Source organism: Bacteroides sp. BFG-637 (assembly GCF_024793605.1).
GTDB lineage: Bacteria > Bacteroidota > Bacteroidia > Bacteroidales > Bacteroidaceae > Bacteroides > Bacteroides vicugnae.
Genome location: NZ_JANUPD010000002.1, coordinates 4,792,251 through 4,813,642, shown reverse-complemented (window position 1 = coordinate 4,813,642; position 21,392 = coordinate 4,792,251). Strand labels below are relative to the sequence as shown.

Annotated in this window: 17 protein-coding genes and 2 pseudogenes; 3 read left to right on the top strand and 16 right to left on the bottom strand. The window is 40.2% G+C overall.

The features are described from left to right. Positions 1 to 3: 3 nt before the first annotated feature. The 11 genes and pseudogenes from NXX38_RS18585 to NXX38_RS18535 all read right to left on the bottom strand — a co-directional run bounded on the left by NXX38_RS18585 (position 4) and on the right by NXX38_RS18535 (position 15,211). Positions 4 to 1,408 (bottom strand): annotated as a pseudogene (locus tag NXX38_RS18585) (aldo/keto reductase). 19 nt (positions 1,409 to 1,427) lie between these two features. Further along, the gene (locus NXX38_RS18580; RefSeq protein WP_258981999.1) at positions 1,428 to 2,936 is read right to left on the bottom strand and encodes a 4Fe-4S binding protein; all 1,509 of its coding nucleotides are present in this window, start codon (positions 2,934 to 2,936) and stop codon (positions 1,428 to 1,430) included. A gap of 259 nt (positions 2,937 to 3,195) precedes the next feature. After that, positions 3,196 to 3,621 (bottom strand): hypothetical protein, encoded by a 426-nt coding sequence (locus NXX38_RS18575; protein WP_099147469.1) that lies wholly within the window; start codon positions 3,619 to 3,621, stop codon positions 3,196 to 3,198. Beyond that, positions 3,621 to 4,355, bottom strand: coding sequence for a hypothetical protein (locus NXX38_RS18570; protein WP_148366715.1), 735 nt, complete (start codon positions 4,353 to 4,355; stop codon positions 3,621 to 3,623). Before NXX38_RS18570 ends, NXX38_RS18575 begins: the two co-directional genes overlap by 1 nt. A gap of 120 nt (positions 4,356 to 4,475) precedes the next feature. Next, on the bottom strand, positions 4,476 to 5,576 hold the full coding sequence (locus NXX38_RS18565; protein WP_258980650.1) for an MBL fold metallo-hydrolase: 1,101 nt from the start codon (positions 5,574 to 5,576) through the stop codon (positions 4,476 to 4,478). Between the two features lie 147 nt (positions 5,577 to 5,723). Continuing rightward, positions 5,724 to 8,344 (bottom strand): annotated as a pseudogene (locus NXX38_RS18560) (carboxypeptidase-like regulatory domain-containing protein). 124 nt (positions 8,345 to 8,468) lie between these two features. Then, on the bottom strand, positions 8,469 to 9,443 hold the full coding sequence (locus NXX38_RS18555) for a FecR family protein (protein WP_234133392.1): 975 nt from the start codon (positions 9,441 to 9,443) through the stop codon (positions 8,469 to 8,471). Positions 9,444 to 9,541: 98 nt separating this feature from the next. Further along, complete coding sequence (locus NXX38_RS18550) at positions 9,542 to 10,093, bottom strand: RNA polymerase sigma-70 factor (RefSeq protein ID WP_074559032.1); 552 nt, start codon at positions 10,091 to 10,093, stop codon at positions 9,542 to 9,544. A 100-nt stretch (positions 10,094 to 10,193) separates the two neighbouring features. Then, entirely contained in the window at positions 10,194 to 10,439 is a 246-nt protein-coding gene (locus NXX38_RS18545; protein WP_074559031.1) for a DUF3098 domain-containing protein, read from the bottom strand. A gap of 11 nt (positions 10,440 to 10,450) precedes the next feature. After that, positions 10,451 to 13,588 carry a DUF2723 domain-containing protein gene (locus NXX38_RS18540; protein ID WP_258980646.1) on the bottom strand — a complete coding sequence of 1,046 codons (3,138 nt, stop codon included), beginning with the start codon at positions 13,586 to 13,588 and terminating at the stop codon, positions 10,451 to 10,453. A gap of 519 nt (positions 13,589 to 14,107) precedes the next feature. Further along, positions 14,108 to 15,211 carry a tetratricopeptide repeat protein gene (locus tag NXX38_RS18535; protein ID WP_258980644.1) on the bottom strand — a complete coding sequence of 368 codons (1,104 nt, stop codon included), beginning with the start codon at positions 15,209 to 15,211 and terminating at the stop codon, positions 14,108 to 14,110. 255 nt (positions 15,212 to 15,466) lie between these two features. On the opposite strand from NXX38_RS18535, the gene NXX38_RS18530 reads away from it, so the two are divergent. Beyond that, on the top strand, positions 15,467 to 16,087 hold the full coding sequence (locus tag NXX38_RS18530; RefSeq protein ID WP_258980642.1) for an HAD family phosphatase: 621 nt from the start codon (positions 15,467 to 15,469) through the stop codon (positions 16,085 to 16,087). A 62-nt stretch (positions 16,088 to 16,149) separates the two neighbouring features. Continuing rightward, on the top strand, positions 16,150 to 16,959 hold the full coding sequence (locus tag NXX38_RS18525; RefSeq protein WP_217723516.1) for an SDR family oxidoreductase: 810 nt from the start codon (positions 16,150 to 16,152) through the stop codon (positions 16,957 to 16,959). A gap of 83 nt (positions 16,960 to 17,042) precedes the next feature. On the opposite strand, the gene NXX38_RS18520 is transcribed toward NXX38_RS18525, so the two are convergent. The 3 genes from NXX38_RS18520 to NXX38_RS18510 are packed head-to-tail and all read right to left on the bottom strand — an operon-like array spanning position 17,043 to position 19,037. Next, on the bottom strand, positions 17,043 to 17,771 hold the full coding sequence (locus tag NXX38_RS18520) for a DUF6064 family protein (RefSeq protein ID WP_148366723.1): 729 nt from the start codon (positions 17,769 to 17,771) through the stop codon (positions 17,043 to 17,045). An 11-nt stretch (positions 17,772 to 17,782) separates the two neighbouring features. Then, a complete protein-coding gene (locus NXX38_RS18515; RefSeq protein ID WP_004318282.1) occupies positions 17,783 to 18,268 on the bottom strand; it encodes a threonine/serine exporter family protein in 486 nt (161 codons plus the stop codon). A 1-nt stretch (position 18,269) separates the two neighbouring features. Beyond that, positions 18,270 to 19,037, bottom strand: coding sequence for a threonine/serine exporter family protein (locus tag NXX38_RS18510; RefSeq protein ID WP_217723518.1), 768 nt, complete (start codon positions 19,035 to 19,037; stop codon positions 18,270 to 18,272). A gap of 77 nt (positions 19,038 to 19,114) precedes the next feature. Between NXX38_RS18510 and NXX38_RS18505 the strand changes: the two genes are divergently transcribed. After that, complete coding sequence (locus tag NXX38_RS18505) at positions 19,115 to 20,371, top strand: MFS transporter (protein WP_122137857.1); 1,257 nt, start codon at positions 19,115 to 19,117, stop codon at positions 20,369 to 20,371. Between the two features lie 106 nt (positions 20,372 to 20,477). Here the strand turns inward: NXX38_RS18505 and NXX38_RS18500 are convergent, their stop codons facing one another. Continuing rightward, the gene (locus NXX38_RS18500) at positions 20,478 to 20,729 is read right to left on the bottom strand and encodes a hypothetical protein (protein ID WP_148366726.1); all 252 of its coding nucleotides are present in this window, start codon (positions 20,727 to 20,729) and stop codon (positions 20,478 to 20,480) included. 82 nt (positions 20,730 to 20,811) lie between these two features. Then, the gene (locus NXX38_RS18495) at positions 20,812 to 21,363 is read right to left on the bottom strand and encodes an RNA polymerase sigma factor (RefSeq protein ID WP_217723521.1); all 552 of its coding nucleotides are present in this window, start codon (positions 21,361 to 21,363) and stop codon (positions 20,812 to 20,814) included. Positions 21,364 to 21,392: the final 29 nt, after the last annotated feature.

Genomic DNA, 21,392 nt, shown 5'->3' with positions numbered 1-21,392 from the left:
CTTTTATAAAGTACCCTGTTTCAATTGTTCTACGAACTGATCTATCCGGTGCAGCTCTTTCGGAATATCAATGTTCTGCGGACAGTGTGCCACACACTGGTTACAACCGATGCAGTGGCTTGCCTGACGAAGTTTGGGCACGCTACGGTCATATCCGACTAGAAAAGCACGCCGGGCTTTTGCATAATTCTCATCCTGCCCGTTCCTGGGGACATTCCCTTCATTGACACAACGGTTGTAATGTAACAACACAGCAGGTATATCCAATCCATACGGACATGGCATACAATATTTGCAGTCGTTGCAAGGGATGGTAGGATATTTCAGCATTAATTGTGCCGTTTCCTCAAGAAACTCTTTTTCTTCATCTGTCAACGGTTCCAAAGGAGAATAAGTGCGGAGATTATCTTGCAGATGCTCCATATAAGTCATGCCACTTAATACAGTCAGAATGTCCGGGAATGAACCGGCAAAACGGAAAGCCCAGGAAGCGACACTGCTTTCCGGACGGCGTTGTTTGAGCCGTGCCACCAGATTGTCGTTCAATTTAGACAAACGACCTCCTAAAAGCGGTTCCATGATGATAGATGGAATTCCTCGTTTATGCAATTCTCCATACAGATATTCAGCATCCGTATTCCGGGTATTGGTTTCTTTTGCATGTTTCCAGTCTACATAGTTCAACTGTATCTGCACAAAATCCCATTTGAATTCATCGTGCCGTGAAAGCAGGTAGTCATATACTTCGATATCCCCATGATAGGAGAATCCCAGATTGCGGATACGGCCTGCCTCCCGCTCCTTCACCAGAAAGTCAAGCATTCCGTTATCCAGGTAGCGTCCTTTAAGGGCTTCCATTCCTCCCATTCCGATGCCATGGAAGCAGCATATAATCAATGTAATCTACCTGCAGGTCCGCAAATGATTTGTGGTACATCTTGAGCGATCCTTCACGAGACCATGTATCGGGAGAGAAATTGGATAACTTGGTGGCGATATAATATTTGTCACGGGGATGACGGCTCAATGCAATACCCGTTGCCTTTTCGGAAAAGCCCTGTACGTATGCCGGAGATGTATCGAAATAGTTTACTCCGTGAGCGATTGCATAATCAATCAGTCCATTCACGGCATCCTGGTCGATGACTTCACCATTACCGTTGGGAGCAGGTTTGAGAGGCCAACGCATACAACCATATCCCAAGAGTGAAACACGGTCACCGGTAGTCGGAGACGTGCGGTAAGTCATTTTATCGGTAGGCACCTCTCCTTCTCCTGTTGCGCTGCTTGAAGAGGAAGTACCTTTTGAAGAGCATCCGTATAATAGCCCTGTCGACGTGGCTGCACTAATACCTACAATCTTAATGAAATCTCTTCTATTTATATCTTTCTTATTTTTATCTTCCATACTCTTATACTGATTTAGATCAAATAATTCTATGCATCTGATGTCCTGTCACATAAATAGCGCTGAAAGGACGGGACGGACAAAGGTTCTCACACGCCCCACAACCGATACATTTTTCTACATTTACTACCGGAATCTTTGGAGAATCTGTTTTTTCAGGATCGGAAGCTACCATCTGTATGGCACCTGTCGGACAATGGCGGGCACAGTTGCCACATTCCATTCCATCTGTCAAAGGTACACAGTTCTCTTTAATCCATACGGCATGTCCGATCTGAATAGCTGATTTCTCGGCAAGACTGGTGAGATGAATAGCGCCGGCGGGACAAACTTCCGAACATTTAGTACATTCGGGACGGCAATACCCACGTTCGTATGACATTTCCGGTTGCATCAATGTCAATAGGTTGCCTGACGGACGCAATACCTGATTGGGACAAACAGAGACACATAATTGGCAGGCTGTGCAATGTTGAGTGAAATTGCGTGTGCTTAATGCACCGGGAGGATAGATAGGATTTTCTCTTTGGGGAATCTTTTTATCTTCGATAGTAGCCAATCCTCCGTCTACTTTCTTCTCTTGTGCTTTCAGTACAGAAGTTGTTGCAAAAATGGCCGATGCTGAAAGGAAGCTACGACGGGCGTTGTCTACCTGTTCAGTAGTGACAGACTTTGCTTTCGAATCTTCGCTCGTAGCTGTTTCGTTCTTAGGTTTCCGTCTTGTGTATGTAATGGCTCCATGCTTACACTTTCCGATACAATCCATACAAGTCACACAACGGCTATAATCTATTTCATGGGCTTTCGGATTAATACACGATGCTTTGCAATTGCGGGCACACAAACCGCAACTATTGCATTTGGAAGTATCAATTACCGGTTTGAATATCGCATATTTGGATATAAACCCTAATACAGTACCTACGGGGCAGATCGTATTACAATAGGTTCGTCCGTTGCGCCACGCCAGAATGAAAAGAACAACAAGGGTGGCAATGGCAATCAACATCGTCGAAAGACTCTTCATCCATACATCTACCTCATAAAAAGCATAACTATCCATTCGTTCGGCGAAATACGCCAACAGGTTGTTTCCCCATTGCCAGACTGGTGCAAAAAGACTGGAAGCTATCCGGCCATAAGCACTATACGGTGCCAGCAAGATAGCCAAAGAGTTCAATCCTGCAACCATCATGATAATGAATACTCCTAAAACGCCATACCGCAACCATTTCATTGCTGGTGAATAACGGAACCGGTTTTTCTTTTGTTTGCCGGACACCCACGAAACAATGTCCTGAAACACTCCCAACGGACAAATAACAGAGCAGTAGATACGTCCGAACAGGAATGTAAGTACAACTAAAAACAATACGACACCTATGTTCAAGGCTAATAAAGCCGGCAGAAATTGAATTTTCGCCAACCATTCGAACCATGTGTGCAATGTACCCGTGAAGTCGAGGAACAGAAGGGTAATAAGCGTAAAGCACACAATGGCAGTTGTAAGTCTGATAGTACGCAGCATAAATTTATTAATTTTCAAATTATAGTAGTTATATCTCAATATCCGAAACGTTCCGTCCTAATATACGATATTCCATCAGAATTGATTTTTGTACTTTTTATCGCTGCAAATTTAATCAGATAGATTCGGTTATCAAGTATATATATTACCGAATGTTATACCAAAATTACAGATTCGTGATATTTGATTATAACGCTGCCTGTCAATACAGCGAATTGATATTGGCAGGCAGCGTTATAATGATTATCTTATTGTAGAACTATTTTAAAGGAGTAAGTTCCAAATATTCTCTCGACATATGTATCTGACCATATTCTCCCCATCGGTCATAAACGGCAAACTTTTTTGTAGTAAGTTCTTCTATATCCCAATAGTGGTCATCGCCGAAGTATATCGTTTTGGAACTCGGATCATAGAAACTCCATCGTCCGGTGATACTGTTTTCATTCACTTTCCCATCAGTGTCAATACTTATAAACTTTCTTATATACGTGCCGTTTTTCTCCAATTTATATACGGTATAGTGTGTATTGCCTTCATCATCGACTATTTTCTCACTCGCCCATGTATTATCACATATCAAGGATATGGTATCTTCTTCTCCATTAGAATAATATCCCGTTTTCTCAACGCAACTGGATGCAAGAATCAGAGTTACAAAAACGATAAAAATAGATTTCTTCATTAGTGTAGGAAATTAAGGTTCGCGATATGAGCATCTCCATTTGTGTTTATCACTTCAAAATTCCAGTCTACATCATTTCCTTGATTGGCAGACCACTCAAAACTGGGATTGATATGAAAACCTACACCACAAAATAATACACTGGCTAATTCTTTATTACCATTATATCCCACTCTACAAGTGACAAGAAATGCCCACGCGGCATTTTTATAAGATTGGGGATATAATTCTATTACTGTTTCTATGTAATCGCTCGAATTGATATAAAACTGTTCCTTATAATCCGTTATGTTGCATGTTGCTATTAAAGAACGGCTCATACGGTCATCGGATAGTTTTCTCTTCAAGTGGACAGGTGAGTTACCTTTTGTCTGACTGATATAAATTTCACTTTCAGTAATCATAACAATGTAATCTACTCCATGAGAAGATGACAATTGACCGGACAGACTGTTTATCTGACTAATGCTCTGCTTGAAACTGTTAAGATTAACAGGATTTACAGCGTTAAATTCTTCCGCATCTGTATTCGTTAAATAAGAAAGTGCAGTACTTTTTTTGTTTGGGTTGACATAATACTCATGAGTAGTCTTGTTAATATCCACAAAATCATTTAAAACTGCAATATCCTGTTGATAATTCCGGCTGGCTGGTACTGGAAGGGTCAGATTGTTTTGGCAACTCTGTAGGAACAAGGTTATTAACACTACTAATAAAGAATAGATTTGTTTCATAATAAAAGGATTTAGTAAATTTATGTTGAGAAATATTTCTTCACAAAGTTATCATTTTCCTCTGAAAACAAACCGTTTACAGTGTGAATAATACGTAATGAGTTTAGATTTAACTTCCTTTCATTGCAAGATCACTATTTCACCAATTACAGGCATCAATACATCCAAAGAATCTTTATTCTTCATCTCTTCTGCATTTTTGAGAGGTTCATCCCAACGATGTTTGGCCAGTGCATATTTAGAATGATGTACGGTCAGAATTCTTTTCGCTTTTAAATCTCTGGCCGTCTGTGCCATATACTGGGGCATCAAATGGATCAAGCTCCATTCTTTGTCGTATTGTCCGTTTTCGAGGATCGCAAGGTCGATGTCCGGAAATCGATTGCCTATTTCTGCATAATGTGTATCATATCCTCCGTCTCCGCCGATGTATATCTTTTGTGAAGGAGCTTCTAACAGGAAGGAAGCCCAAAGCGACTGGTTGGCAGTAACTCCGCGACCGGAGAAATGACGGGCAGGCAAACAATGTATCATAAAGCCCGGAGCGAGGTTTGCCTCTTCATTCCAGTCAAGTTCTATCAGAAGCTCTTTATCAAATCCCCAATATTCGAAATGTTCGCCGACACCCAACGGACAAATCACTGCTCCAATCCGATCTTTCAGTTTTTTGACCGTGTTGTAATCCAAATGATCCCAATGATCGTGACTAATCACCAGATAATCAATGTCCGGCATATCATCCGGTGTATAAAGTTCCGTACCTTTGAATGGCTTGTTAATAAAAGATACGGGAGAAGCCATACAGAATACCGGGTCAACCAATATTCGCTTTCCTCCCGTTTGAATCAAGTAAGATGAATGTCCGAACCATACCAATATTTCTTCATTACGGTCAATCTTCCGTAAATCCGTTTTGATTGCTTTGACAGCCTGTTCGGGGCGCAAACCGTCTATCTTTTTGAAAATGAACTCCCAGATTCCGATAAAACGTCCCCTGTCGGAAGTCATCAATAGGGTTTCATGCTGATTTTTAAATTCTCCGTTTCTGTAATTAGGAGATTTCATGACTCTTTCCAGCCGTTCCCCACGGGGAGTTCTGCCGAAACTGGCTTGATTGATAAAAACAATGACTGACACCGCCAGCAATGCTATTACAGCTAATATACATCCTACAATCATACGTGCTTTGAATTTTTTGAATATGATACGCATATAATTCATCACTAAATTATTTCACGCAGCAAATATACAGGTATTCAGAGAGCTTGTTAGTATATATATTACAGATTGTTATACCATAATTACTGAAAGCAGTTGTCTGTTGGGTGCCAGTCTATTGTGTGAACAAACCTTTTATTATTCAGTTCTTTAGAAATAAATTTTGTAGCTGATGTTCGGAATCAGACCCGCTCCGTCTTTTTCTTCTACTACGCTCGTTCTTTCATTGTATTGATAGAAATGCATTCCGGTACGTATACCCACATTCAGTATCTTCAGAGAAAACTCGTGGGATACTCTTTTCTTATTGATCCGGAAGCTGATGGAAACATCACCGTTTATAGATGGATTGAATCGTTTAGTATATGCTTTGCTCTCGTCAAAGACGATGTCTTTTTCTTCCTGACTTTTTTCTTCATCCACAGGTGTATAGCGTCCTCCTCCCTGAAAGAACAGGCGACCGTTTACACTTAATACATTCTGTTTGAGTCTGCCAACCATCCATTCTTTTCCGGCGAGCAGGTTCACTAAAAAACTTTTATCCAGTCTCGTATTTCGCCAGATACGGTCTCCTCCCCTATATTTCGATTTGAATAATGAAGCTGTAATCATATAGTAGAAGCCATTCTTCATGTATTGTTCCAGTGTTATATCTATTCCATAGTTTTTGGCTATTCCAGTGTTTGTCAATATGCGGTCTAAATAGAATTCTTCGTAATTGATAATCGAAAAGGAAGAGTTTTCCTCAACCGGTATGTGGAACAAGTATTGATAATAGGGTTCTATTTTCAGATGTAGGCTCTGATTGATATTCCAGTCATAAGTGAATCCGAAATGATGTGCCTTTGAGAAGTCCAGGTACCGGTTTGATTTCTTTTTACCATTGATTATCTGTTCAACAAAGTAATAGTCGAGCCTTTCCCGGCGGCTATGCAAGCCGTAAGCTGCTGCTAAAGAATGTGCAGGATTTATTTTCCATTTGAGGGCAACTCTCGGTTCTATCGACCAGTTCTTGTTTAAAGTAAAATATTGTCCGGTAACCCCTAAACTGGTTGTCAGATTGTTGCTCAAGTTTATTACGGAATTACTATATGCCGAGAGGACTGTACTTTCTCCACTGCCTTTCGATATTTGTTCCATGGGTTTGTTTAATCCCAAATAAGGGCTGACTTTGTAATCAAGATCATATTTAAGTTCCGTAATGGTAATCCCTGTTCTGTTGGTATGCCTCGGACTGAATTTCTTATTCAGATATGAATTGAATACTAAATTCCATCTGCTATTCTGAATATCTGCCACATTAATAATAGCGTCGTCGGTATGTAAGTCCGCCAATGAACGGTCTTTGGAATAGGTAGCGGATAGAGAAGAACGGATATAAGTATTTTCATCCAGTACATATTTGTGCGCTAAGCCACCTGCCAGCTTATCCAGTTTATTATATCCTGATGACCGGTCTCCCATCGTTTCCCATTCGGAACGTTCCAAAACATCTGCTTTATTCCTGTCTATCAATCCTAATCCCCAGATCGAAAAGGTTCCGGCTTTACGTGTGGGAAAATTTAGTTTGAAGGCTAAATCCTGATATTTCAGGTTGATGTCATTACCCGATGCTAGTGAAGTAGTAGAAAAGCGATAATTCACCAGATAGGAACTTCCCCGTTTTTTACTGATAGGACCTTCCGAAGCTAAATCTATGCCCATGAGTCCGACCTGAAAGGCATGTTCGTACTTCTGATTATTACCATTGCGCAAATGCATATCGAAAACACCGGATAAGGCATTACTGTATTCCGCGGGGAAAGCTCCGTTGTAGAAATCGGAGTTTCCGATAACTTGTGTACTTAAAGCGGACAAGAATCCCCCTCCCAACCCAGCTAAATCGGCAAAATGAGTCGGATTAGGTATTTCAATGCCCTCCAGTCTCCATTGGGTAAATTGCGGAGCGTTTCCCCGGATAGCAACTGCGTTGGTACCGACATCTCCTGCCACTCCAGCAAATGCAGAACTTAACCGTGCCGGATCATCGAACCCATTGGCAAATCGGGACGCTTCTTCAATACTAATCATACGCCCTCCCGTAATAGCCATCGGGTTGACTGTCCGGTCTTTTTTATTTCCGGTTTGACAAGCACTTCAGCCAAATCCTGCACATTTTCATCCATAGGGATTTCTACAAATACTTCTTTGGATGATGTGACAGACACTTCGCTAATGATACTTGGGCGATACCCCATAAAAGATGCCTGAATATTATAACGTCCTACCGGGACGTTATTAATCCGGAAATTTCCCCGGTTGTCAGTTGAGCCTCCCAGTGAAGGTTTCTCTGCTATACAGACGGAGGCATATTCTATTGGCGTATTGGTTTTGGAATCAACAACGATTCCTCTTATCGTTTGAGTCAGTTTTTGTGTATCGTCATTGGCAGGCTTTTGCCGGTTATCTTGCAAAGAAATAATAATATGATATCCTTTTATTTTATATACATATCCGGTTTCTTTTAAGAGTTGAGTCATCGCTTTGTCGACAGCTACATTTTTAAGAGATAAAGACTGCTTCTTTTCTAAATCCAGATTCGATTGTTCGTAAGCGATGCTATATCCGGTTTGTGATTCAATTTGGGCAAAGGCCTCTTTTAATGAGATTCTTTTATTTTGTATGGTAATCTTTTTTTCTTTATTCTGTGCGACAGTTGTAAGAGAGAGAAAAGTAAAAAATAAAAAAATGGCGAGCTTAGCTGCCCGTTTATTCGTATTAATTCGATTCATTATTCTATATTTGTATGTTGATACTTCATTTTACGTCACTTGTTGAATGAGGATAGACATTTCAGAACTGGGAAGAGGGTCTCAAGCTGCTTCCCGGTTCTTTTTGTTCATAGGCTGTTTCTTTTTATGGTTGGGTTAATACTATTTTATTTTCATGTTGTTGATAATCAAAGCCGATGATATCTTTCAAGATATTCAGTATTTCATCCAGATCTTCATCTTTCAGAAATTTGACAGTATATCGTTTGGACACAGGGATATTTGCCTCATTATCAATCGTGGTGTTATAGTGTCTTTCGAGGGTTCGGAATATTTCTCCGGCAGTAGCATTGGTAAAGATCAATTTTCCCACCACCCAACTGTTGGTATCATTAGTATCTATCACTGATATATGGATGTCTGACGACTTCTTATCGTATGTAAGCTGTTCATTGGGTTTAAGTATCCGGGGAGGTTGGGACTGGACGCTCACTTCTACCTTGCCGCTCGTCAGTGTAGTCGTTATTTTTTCATCATTAGGATAGGCTTTCACGTTGAATTTGGTTCCAAGAACCTTCACGGAAAGTTGGGAAGTTTCCACGATGAAAGGACTTGCAGTATCTTTTTGGACAGAGAAATAAGCTTCACCGTTAAGAATGACCAAACGTTTATCTTTAGCAAAAGTTTCCGGATATACAATGGTGCTTCCCGCATTCAACCAAACTTCTGAACTGTCCGGCAAGATTAGACGCTTCTGTTCTCCGTAAGCAACGGATACTTCTATCATCTCGTTTTGGGGAGAAAGATAGCAGAACATTCCTCCTGCCAATAAAAGCAATGGAACAACAACAGCGGCAACATGGGCAAACCTCTGATAAGAAGCGATACTCGCCAGATGTTCCTTGTTGTATCCGGTTCTTAAATTTACCCGTTCCAGTGAGGCATAAGTGCTCGAATCGGCTTCTACGTCCAATTCATTCCAATAATCTAACGAAGCTTTTGCTTTCGCCTGCTGGTTTTTATCTTTAATGATCCATTTCTGCACTTTCTCTTCCGTTTCAGATGGAAAGCGGGCGGAAAGGAACATTCTGATGATTTTGGTGATATTACTTTTCTTCATTTTTGCTGCACTTTACTATATATACAGTTTGGTGGCAAAAAGCTCAATAAGAAAATGAATATTTTTTATGAAAAAAATAAGTAAAGAAGAAAATAAAGTTACAATAATGATAACAGAAAACATGAAATGACCTTCCGTATCTCTTTCAAAGCGAGGCTTAGCTGGCTTTCAACATTTCTTTTGGTAGTGTTCAGTCGTTCGGCAATCTCGGCATTGGATAATCCTTCATTGCGACTTAATGTATAGATCATTCTCCGTTGTTCGGGCATTCCTCCGACAAGTTTGTCAATCAACATTTCCAATTCCTTGGCAATAAGGTCTTCTTCGGAAGTAGAGCTATATCCTGTTTCTTGATTATGGTTCAGGTAGGCATCGGACACATATTTATGTTTCAGAAAGTTGATTGCTGCATTTCTTGCAATGGTGTGCAAATAAGAATTGAATGATTTAGACATATCAATCGAATGACGGTTGATCCAAAGATTGACAAATAAATCCTCTGTCAGCTCTTCTGCATCAGGCTCCGATTTTATATATCCGTCAATAAATGCTTTGGTTTTGTTGTAGTATGCAATAAAAATAGTCTCAAAGGCCTTGTGATTCCCATCCTGAAAGGCCTCCAACGTTTTTATATCAATATTGTTATTCATACTATTTCCCAACTTTCATTTCATTGGGACAAAAGAAGCAATAATTTATTTTATAAAGATGGTCTTTTTTGAAATATTAATGATATTAGAAAGATTTATTCTATTTTAATGACCGATAGAGAATACCAAATACATTCAGCAGATACCCCAATAAACACAATAACGGGGCAATGCGTATACGTGTTCCACTAAATATATCGGGATTATAGGCGGCAGAGGTACTCCCCTCGCCGCTCATTAATATATATCCTATGATAATCAATATCGAGCCGATAATTAAGATGACGTAATTTCTTTTGCCCAATACAGTTTTTATTTCTTCTTCTCTTATTCTTTTCGATTTCATATTCTTTGAATTTAGTTGTGATCATTCATTAGTTGAGTAAAGCGCATATATTTCTTTTCAAATTGCTGATTACTTTGTTCATATCTCTTTTTATCCATATTCTTCAGTAATTCATTGCACTGATTCCATTGCCAGAACCTATACAAACAATCCCGTTGAACCATCCCTATCCGGTTATCTCCCAATGAGAAAGCCCAGTCGATATAATTTTCCGATTCTGCTATCAGATGATTCAATAAAGGAATCGCTTTCTCTGTTTCTCCTATGGAAGCATAAGCGGTGGCTATATCATACGAACCACTCTCGAATACTTCGGGAACATTATATGCCGGAATAGCTTGCCCAGCATATTCCAATACTTTTCTGGCACGGATGTCGTCTCCTTGTTTCACCAGTTCTTTAGCCAGTTGCGCAAAAAGCCTTCGATGAGAATAACAGATGCGCAGGGTTGTTTCGTCCAGATAAAGTCCGGGAGTATCCAATCCTCCGTATTTATATCTGTTCATCACATTCTCGTAGAGTTTCTCCGTATCTATGGCATATCCATTGCCTTCTTCTACGTCTCCCCATTCTTTATAGTTGAAAGGAGTAAACCGGAATGCTAACCCTTCCTGAACAAAGTAGTCATCAAACTTCAGTTTACTGGAGTTGCCTACCGAGATAGCCATGTACAGGGGACGTTCCCAGTTACAGTTAGCCAAAATCTCGAGCATGAGTAAGTCCACTTTAGTCAGCAGACGTATATCTTTTAGAGAAATAGACAGTTTATCCGGTATTGCATCTCTTAGTTCTTCCCTTTTTAAATGACGAATGGCTTCAGGCAACATCATTCCCGAGCGGAGTACTGCATCCTTATCGATATGGATATTTATTGTATCGGTAGGTATCACATGGAATTCCTGTTTCTCTGCGAACACCCAATATTTCAGGATATTTTTTATTTCATACGGATCATCTCCAAAACTATCACGGGCTTCTTCGGGATGTTTCTGATACAATGCTTCTATCTGTTTCTTCAATTCCGGACGAACAGCCACATATTCGTTCTTCCCTTCCTGATATTGATTTTGATCCCAACTGATCGGTAGTCCGGGAGCATCGTATAGAGGACATTGTTGCTGATAAATGTACCAGTCGGTCTGCGCATAACTTAAATTGCAGATACGTACATCTCTGCGTACTTCTTCCGTATCCTGATTATACCACAAGGGAAACGTATCATTATCCCCGTTACAGAATATAATCGGATTTCCTTTGTCGGGAAGTGTCATCAGATAGTTAGCTCCAAAGTCACGACAGGTATACCGGTTGCTTCGATCGTGGTCATCCCAAGTCTGGCTTGCCATTTGTATGGGGACAAACAGGCAAAGCAGCATGAGTAAGTTGACCGGGAGGATTTTTGCCTGTTTTCTGCGAAACATGTCACAGCATCCGGCGGCTCCCATTCCAATCCAGATAGCGAACGCATAAAACGAACCTGCATACGCATAATCCCGTTCACGAGGTTGTCCGGGAGTCTGATTCAGATAGAGCACAATAGCCAATCCCGTCATGAAGAAAAGGAAAAATAAGACACTGAATTGCTGCTTGCCTTTTTCCCCGCGTGTCCATTGCCAATAGATACCGAGTAATCCTAATAATAATGGTAAGCCATAGAACACATTGTGACTTTTGTTCTCACGCAAAGATTCCGGCAAAAGTTTTTGATCCCCCAGTCGCAGACTATCAATCCAGGGAATTCCTGTAATCCAGTTACCATGTTCCGGTTCACCGCTTCCTTGAATATCATTCTGTCGTCCGACAAAATTCCATAGAAAATAGCGCCAGTACATGTAGTTGAGTTGGTATGTGATAAAATAAGTCAGGTTCTCTTTTTGTGTGGGAGCCTCATTTGCACCTCCTCCGGACCATCCTTTGTAAGAAGCGGTCGAACGATCATTCCACATTCGTGGAAACAACATATTTTGAGTGTAGCACACGTCTTCTTTATAGCGGATAATTTTATACTTGCCTTCCTTCTTATCCGGCCGATAGATGGCAGTCCCTTTTTCGGTCTTTACCTTGTAATAGTCTCCTTCGGGCACATACTCCGGTTCGGATGCATAGGTTCTCCCATAAAGTAAAGGAGCACTTTCATACTGTTCGCGATTCAGGTAGCTTTTGAGCGTGAAAATATTATCCGGTGCATTCTCGTTGAGCGGCGTATTAGCATTGGCACGAATGAGTATGACCGCATAGGTGGTATATCCTATGGTGAGCATGAGTAAACACCACAAACCGGTATTCACAATGCGTTTTCTAAACCGATAAATGGCTCCTATCAGTAAAAACAGGACCAAACCCAGAAAGACGATCAATCCTGACTGGAAGGGTAATCCCATCACATTGACAAAGAATAATTCGAACCATCCTCCTACATCAGCCATTCCGGGTATATAAATAAAAAGAATCAATACAATAAGAATACCGGATAATGCAATGGCCCCAATAACTCCCTTGAGTGATAGAGTCTGATATTTTTGGTAATAGAACACTAATACAATGGCAGGAATACAAAGCAGATTAAGCAAATGCACTCCGATTGAAAGACCTATAATATAGGCTATCAGGATAATCCAGCGGTCACCGGACACAGAATCTGCTTCATCCTGCCAGCGAAGAATCATCCAAAATACCAAGGCTGTAAGGAAAGAAGAGAAAGCATATACCTCCCCCTCTACCGCACTAAACCAGAATGTATCACTGAAAGTATAAGCTAAAGCTCCCACAAAACCTGCTCCCAGAATGATAATAACATCCATGACAGATAATTTCCGTTCATCGCCCACAAGCAAGGCTCTCACTAATCGGGTAATACTCCAGAAAAGAAACAAGATACAACCGGCACTCAATAGTGCATTTAAAAAGTTAACCATTCCCGATACTTGCGAAGCATCGGAAGCAAACTGGGTAAACAGGTTTCCGACAAGCATATAGAAAGGTGCTCCCGGTGGATGCCCTATCTGTAATTTTTCAGCACAAGAAATAAATTCGGGACAATCCCAAAAACTTGCGGCAGGTTCGATGGTCATTCCATACACAAACGCTGCTATCAGAAAGACCAGCCACCCACCGAAATCATTCCATCTTTTAAATAATAAGTTGCTCATTGTTCTGTACTTTTTTGTTTGCAAAGTTACAGGACATGTTGCCAAAACTGGTATTTTTTACCGGACGGTTACGGACGGGAGTTAACGATAAGATGTTGATAATCAACAATAACAAAGATGAAAGAATAGACGAAAACAGACAGAAGATAAATCAGGTACAAATAAAGCAATGGCATAGGATAGTAAATGGCATGAGAATGCCAAGGTGTCACATATGGATTCATTAGGATATTAGGAAAAACAAGTGTCACTCTTGCTTTTTACTATTTAATTTCGTATCTTTAGTGATTTCAATCTTTTTGAAAACAGATAATCATATTACAGAATGACAAATATCACCTTATAAAGTGACATTTGTCACCCTATAGGATGACCATCGTCCCGTTATAACGGGACAACTACCCGACTGCATAAAAGATTACTAATTTCTGTACTAAAAACCATTAATCTCTGCAACGAAAATCCTTAAATGTAGTAAGGAGATAATGAATCATTACCAGATAATAATTAATTGCTGTACTAAAATGAAGGAGCCCCCAATGATTTCACAATATCTTCCAGTGACTCTTTAGAATTTGCCAACATCAGTTTCTCCGTTTTTATTCTGGAGATTCTCCGGGTCAGCGTTTCTGTAGTCAGTTTCATTAAATCAGAAAAGCAAGCAGGTTGGACTCCCTCCCGCAGAAAAGCACATACCCTTAAATCCTCTTCCGTGAGCTTCGGACCTATTTCTTTTAATTTAGATACAAGTCCATAAACATTTTCCTGAAGTCGCAGTAACTCTGTCCAGTCTTTCTCGGAGAAAGAAGGGATCTTAGAAGACAAAACATTCCGTTCTTTAAACTGTCGTACTTTTGAGATAACGGGAGAACTTTCATAGATATGTAGTTGAAGAGACTGATACTTCTCTTCAAGGTGGTTACATTGCAACATCAGCTTATCCGATTCAACATCTTTCTTCAGTATTTCTTCTTTGAAAAGATCCAGTTGGGAAAGTACGTGCCGGTTTTTCTTCCAGAGTAGTCCAAGCAATAAAGACATCACACCAAACATTCCTAAAGCAGAAGAAAGAATCACTGAGGAATCGTTTTTACCGTCATTCAACATCAACTGACTGGCGTATGCCTTTCTTTCCATTTCCAGTGCTTCATCAAAGTTACCGTATTTCTGATAATAAAGACTACATCGTTTGCAGATTTTTGCCAGATGATCGTATTCCTCGGTTTCTTTGGCAAGTTGGATTGCCTCCTTAAAGTGGATTTCTGCCTCCTCTTTCTGTTCCAGATCACTTTCCACACAGGCAAGATAATAATATGCTTTTGATTTTTGATATTCATTGCCATTTTTCTCATAATAAGATGCCGCCTGCCTGATCTGCTTATCAGAAGAATGAGGAATGCTTTTGTCCTCGTTGAGCTGGGTACATAATAAATTATATTCTGCCAGTTGGGCTTCATTCATTTGACTTGTCTGAATAGTCTCAAGAATAATAGATGCCGTATCCGGGTCCTGCGCCATGAGCTGTGCGGCTTTGTCTAACCCTTGCTTCACACTCGTTCCTTCCGGATGGCATGCAGCCAATGAAAGGAGCATCATATACAATAAAATTCGAAGGTTATTCATAACTCTATTTCTGTCTTTACAAAGGATTGATTGGATTTGCAAATATAAAAAATAATCGGTATTTATCCTTCCCTAAGTCATACAAAAAGTATAGTGACGCTATCCGCTCCTTATAGCTACGCTATCCGGGTGTGATAGTGACACTATTTGGCAAGGATAGCGTCACTATGTTTTTTTGACAAATATCAAGCCATTGTGCACTGCTAATTAAGAAGATAAGCCGTATCTTTGTAGCAAACAAAAAAATTATATATCATGATTAAAAACATTGTATTTGATTTTGGAGGGGTGATTGTAGATATTGACCGCGACAAAGCTGTTCAGGCATTTATCAAACTGGGACTGGCAGATGCCGACACTCGTCTGGATAAATATCACCAGACCGGCATCTTTCAAGAACTGGAAGAAGGTAAGCTAAGTGCGGATGAGTTTCGGAAACAACTGGGGGATTTATGTGGCCGTTCATTGACGATGGAGGAAACTAAACAGGCATGGCTGGGCTTTTTCAATGAAGTGAATCTAAATAAACTCGATTATATATTGGAATTGAGAAAGTCATATCATGTGTATATTTTAAGTAATACCAATCCTTTCGTTATGTCATGGGCATGCAGCCCTGATTTCTCGTTGAGGAAAAAGCCGGTGAATGATTACTGTGACAAACTATATCTGTCTTATCAGGTCGGTCATACAAAACCTGCACCGGAAATATTCGATTATATGGTGAACGATTGCAATATCATTCCTTCTGAAACTTTATTTGTGGATGACGGCGCCTCGAATATCCAAATCGGCAAAGAACTGGGATTTGAAACTTTCCAGCCGAAAAATGGTGAAGATTGGCGGGAGAAAATGACTGCTATTTTAGAGAAATAACCTTATTGGTTAAAACAAAACATTCGGTTATTCTCTTTATATTTGTCGGAAATACAAGTTATATGCAACCACAAGTTATACTTATAACCGGAGCATCTTCCGGATTTGGAAAGATTACCGCTCAAATGTTATCAGAACAAGGGCACATTGTTTATGGAACAAGTCGGAAACTTTCCGAAGACATGAATGAGGTGAAAATGCTGGTTGTCGATGTTACCAATTCACTTTCTATCCGCCAAGCTGTTGATAGGATTCTATCGGAACAGGGACGGATTGACGTACTGATTAATAATGCCGGGATGGGTATTGGCGGTGCATTAGAACTTGCTACGGAAGAGGAAGTAAACATACAGATGAATACCAATTTCTTTGGTGTAGTGAATATGTGCCGGGAGGTATTGCCTGTCATGCGTAAAAACCGAAAAGGGAAGATCATCAATATCAGCTCTATTGGTGGTGTAATGGGCATCCCTTATCAGGGATTTTATTCTGCTTCCAAATTTGCGGTGGAAGGATATAGCGAAGCATTGGCTTTAGAGGTTCATCCGTTCAATATAAAGGTTTGCGTGGTAGAACCGGGAGACTTCAACACTGGATTTACTGATAACCGGAATATTTCCGAACAGACAAGACTGGATGCCGATTATGGAGAAAGCTTCCGGAAATCATTGGAGATCATAGAAAAAGAGGAACGTAATGGATGCCATCCACGGAAGTTGGCTGCTGCAATCTGTAAAATAGTGGAGCGTACAAATCCTCCTTTCCGAACGAAAGTAGGTCCCTGGATACAGGTGTTGTTTGCAAAGAGTAAAAAGTGGTTGCCTGATGCGGTGATGCAGTATGCTCTGCGGATATTTTACGCAATTAAGTAAATGTGATATAATGCAAAAAGTCTTTCATAGCCATTAAAGCTAGAAAGACTTTTTTGATTTGAATATCTTCTATGTGTTCCGGATCAATTCTTCGGAACTAATTCTAAAAACATGGTAGTAGTCAGCAGCACAGCCAGTCCGACGCAAACGCTTATCAATAGCCAATTGATATATTTGGCTTTCGGCTTGGTGTCGGCATGCAGATTGTTCAGGAAATATTCTCTGAAGAAAAGATACAATCCGGGGATTGTGGCACTTGCCAACAGGAAATCTTCCGGAATCTGGAAGAAATAAGTTTTGGATAATCCGATCAATGACCAGTGGCAAAGGAACAATACCAGAAACATATTGACTTTTTGTGCAAACAGCAGTAATAATCCGATGGTAAACACAACTACCGAACAAGGCATTACCGGAGAAGTCATTTCCGGGAACGAGAGTCCGCGTGCCAGTGAAACCAGAGGATATATAAAAGGCATTGCCAACAAGACGTAAGACAATAGATCATATTTGTGGGTACGCTCGAAGGTCGTATATCCTGTGATTGCATCCCATACCCAAATGACAGCCATAACGCCCCAGAACATTGCCATCACCCCATTATAACTGCGCTCTTCACAATAGATATAATAGTAGACCACAGAAATCCATGTATAAAGACCTATCATATAGAACTTCATCGCCATTTTCACCCACGGGCGTGGTTTACCGATAAGCAATCCGGTCAATGCAATACCAATCAGGATAATAACTATCTGTAAAAGCCAGGTAGCTGAATTATAATATGCAATTGTTCTCCAAAAAATCTCCATAAAAGTAGTTTTTAATGTCTTGTTAATGAAAAGGCCCTATGTGGGAACAGGAACATCGGGAAAGTAGCTCCTACTGCCAACATGAAAATCACTGTACTTGCTATCAGAGTGTTAGAGAAGAACATTGACATGAACTTGTCCAGCTTATCCGGATCATTCACATTCTGCAGGCACATGATGAGTGAAAATACCATGTTGTAGGCAAACTTACCCGGAATCATGGGAAGCAATGCCGGAATGTAAAGTACTGTCATCGGGCAATATACTTTTTTCCCCAGCCACAAACTGCCGAAGCCGATCACTAATCCGGCAAACAAAGAACCTGTGGCAATATCCACACCTAAATAAGTCATTAAACAAAAACGACAAGCGTGCCCCAATGCTGCCAGTATAGCAATCATCTTGAATGCACGCAAAGGAGGATCGGAAATCGCACCAAATCCTATACCTGCTACTGCTGCAAAAAATCCATCAGTAAGAATGTCAAGTGCTATCATATCAAATTAAACTGTTTTTTACCATTAATAATGTGAAGGAAAGTCCGATAGCGATGCTGACAATTAACAAAGAAGCTTCTGTCAGACGGGCAAATCCTGTTAACACGTATCCTTCTACTACATCAATCACGCCATTAATCAAAGGAACACCAGGCACAAGATAAAGTACGCTGGTTGCCATTGCGATCTCCGAGGTTGTATCGAAAATCAGCGCGGTGGAAGCACACAGGGAAGCAACAAAAGCCGAGACAATAAATACGACGTAATGGTTGATCTTCTTCATCTGCATTTGTTGTTTCAGGTAGAATCCTGTAATAGTAGCAGAAAATACAATTCCCATGGAAATTAAATCACCACCGAACAATTTACAGAAAGACGCATTGGCAAATCCTACTAATAATAAAACGAAAAGAGGGTGTATCCGCGGAGCAGAAATAATCTTTTTATATCTATCTTTCAATTCCTCCAATGACAAATGATGGTCTACTGCTTCCCAGCTCAAGGCACTTAACTCTGAATTATGCTCAAAACTGATCGGGTGTGCAGGAATGTCTATAACCTCATTACAAGCCTCGTTTGTGTCTTTGTCTATAATAGTCAGAATGATATTTCTATGAAATACGCTTAATTTTACATCTAACCCGAAAGCCTCTCCGATACGCTTTGTATTGCGTACTACCCGCGAGGTGTGTACTCCGGCTCCCATTAAATGGGCTGAATATTCTGCAATAAATTTACCTATGGATAATAAAGATTCGCCTGTCTTCATGAATATGATATTTTTTAATCGGGCGCAAAAGTACAAAAAAAATAGATACCTTTGCCGCGATTAAAAATAAAAAATGCATGAATAACCAATTTACGCATCCCAAAGAGAGAATACGTTTTGCCATATTGACTTTTTTCTTTGCTCAAGGACTTTGTATGGCAAGTTGGGCTAGCCGGATTCCTGATTTCAAAGATGTTTTTGCTGCAAATTATGCCTTTTATTGGGGATTGATCTTGTTTATGATTCCTGTAGGAAAATTTGTGGCGATACCTTTGGCGGGCTATCTTGTTTCGAAGTTGGGAAGCCGGAGTATGGTACAGGTCAGTATTCTGGGATATGCTTCTTCCTTGCTTTGCATCGGACTGGCTCATGAAGTCTATCTGCTGGGCTTTTTACTATTTTGCTTCGGTGTGTTTTGGAATTTGTGCGATATATCATTCAATACACAAGGGATTGAAGTGGAACGCCTGTATGGTAAAACCATTATGGCAACTTTTCATGGAGGATGGAGCTTAGGAGCATGTGCCGGGGCACTTATCGGTTTTGTGATGATTCTGGCAGGAGTCTCCCCTATCTGGCACTATACACTTATATTCATTGTCATCTTTATAATAGTGCTTTCCGGACGAAACTATTTGCAGGAGAGCGCACCGCAGCAAGTGGAGGTTTTTGAAACGAAGGAAAGAAGTATGGCCAAAGCCCCCAATGGCTTCCGGTTATTGTTTCAAAAACCGGAAATGTTGCTTTTGCAGCTAGGACTTGTCGGGCTGTTTGCACTGATTGTAGAAAGTGCGATGTTTGATTGGAGTGCCGTTTATTTCGAATCAGTAGTTCACGTACCTAAATCGTTGCAGATCGGTTTTCTTGTGTTCATGATTATGATGGCAACAGGGCGTTTTTTGACTAACTACGCTTATCAGCTTTGGGGAAAGAAGAAAGTCTTGCAACTGGCGGGTAGCTTTATTTGTATCGGCTTTTTTATCTCTGCCTTGTTAGGAGGTGTTTTTGAATCTATGGCTATGAAAGTCATCATCAATTCATTAGGTTTTATGTTGGTCGGTTTGGGAATATCTTGCATTGTACCTACTTTGTATAGCTTCGTAGGAGCCAAATCGAAAACACCGGTCAGCATTGCACTTACCATTCTGTCAAGTATCAGTTTTATAGGTTCGCTGATTGCTCCTCTCCTTATCGGTGCCATTTCACAAGCATTCGATATTCGTATTGCTTATATGATTATTGGCATATTGGGTGGATGCATTGTATTAATTGTCAGCTTCAGCAGCGCTTTCGATATTCAGGAATCCACAGGAAAGCCTGAACAGGATAAATAAAAAACACAGTCTTTCACAGTGTTTAAAATTAAACTTCCTGTGAAAGACTGCGTCAATCTTTTAATGCCTTAACTAACCTAACACTTTATCTAACTATCTAACCTATCTACAAAATACCCGAAAAATCTTTTATACTACTAATAATCCTATCTTTTAATTCGTTATTTTCAACTATTGAGAAGTCGCAGACTACATTTGCCGGAGCCAATAACACGGCTTTAGCTTCTTCTGCATCTGCCATCTCTTCCGGGTGCTCTCTGAAATAAGTTTCCCATTGGGAAGCTGATTGTGGAGTTACACCCAGCACATAGTTGATAAAATCATCATCCGTCAAAAAATCTTTTACCTTTGAGCACATATCGCATCCTTTTTAAGCGTTTACATAAATAGGACGACGTTATCCTGTATATGTACTCAACCAGTTTATCTTTTTACTAAAATTAACTTGCCAGAGTACGCAACTTTGTCAATCCGCGGTGCATCAAGTTGCGTACAGACTGATAATTCATGTTCATAATCTCGCAAATATCCTCGTATTTCTTTTCTTCTATATAATATAAGGTAAGCGCTTCACGCTGGCGGGGAGATAATTGATCCAGCAAACGTCTAACCAATGAAAATTCATTCTTGCGCTGCTCTTCTTCCATATAATCATCTTCTACATCTGTAGGAGTAGCCATGCTAACTTCCTCTACTGCCGTATCAGACATATACATACGTTTACGAAGTTCATCACAAAGTTTATTCTTTAATGAGATGAATAAGTATGATCTCAAATTATCAATGATGCCTAATTCATCTTTCTTTGTATAGAGTTTCACGAAAATGTCATGAATACAATCTTTCAGCAACTCTTTATCAGTGGTCAACTTCAATCCGTAATTAAAAAGGACATTGATGTGCAAATTATACAGCTGTGAAAAAGCTGCCATGTTTCCCGCTTGAAAAGAAGCGAGTAAAGTTTCGGTTGAATGATTAGTCTGTTCCATCATAGCATTAATTCGATTGATTTGATGTTGCA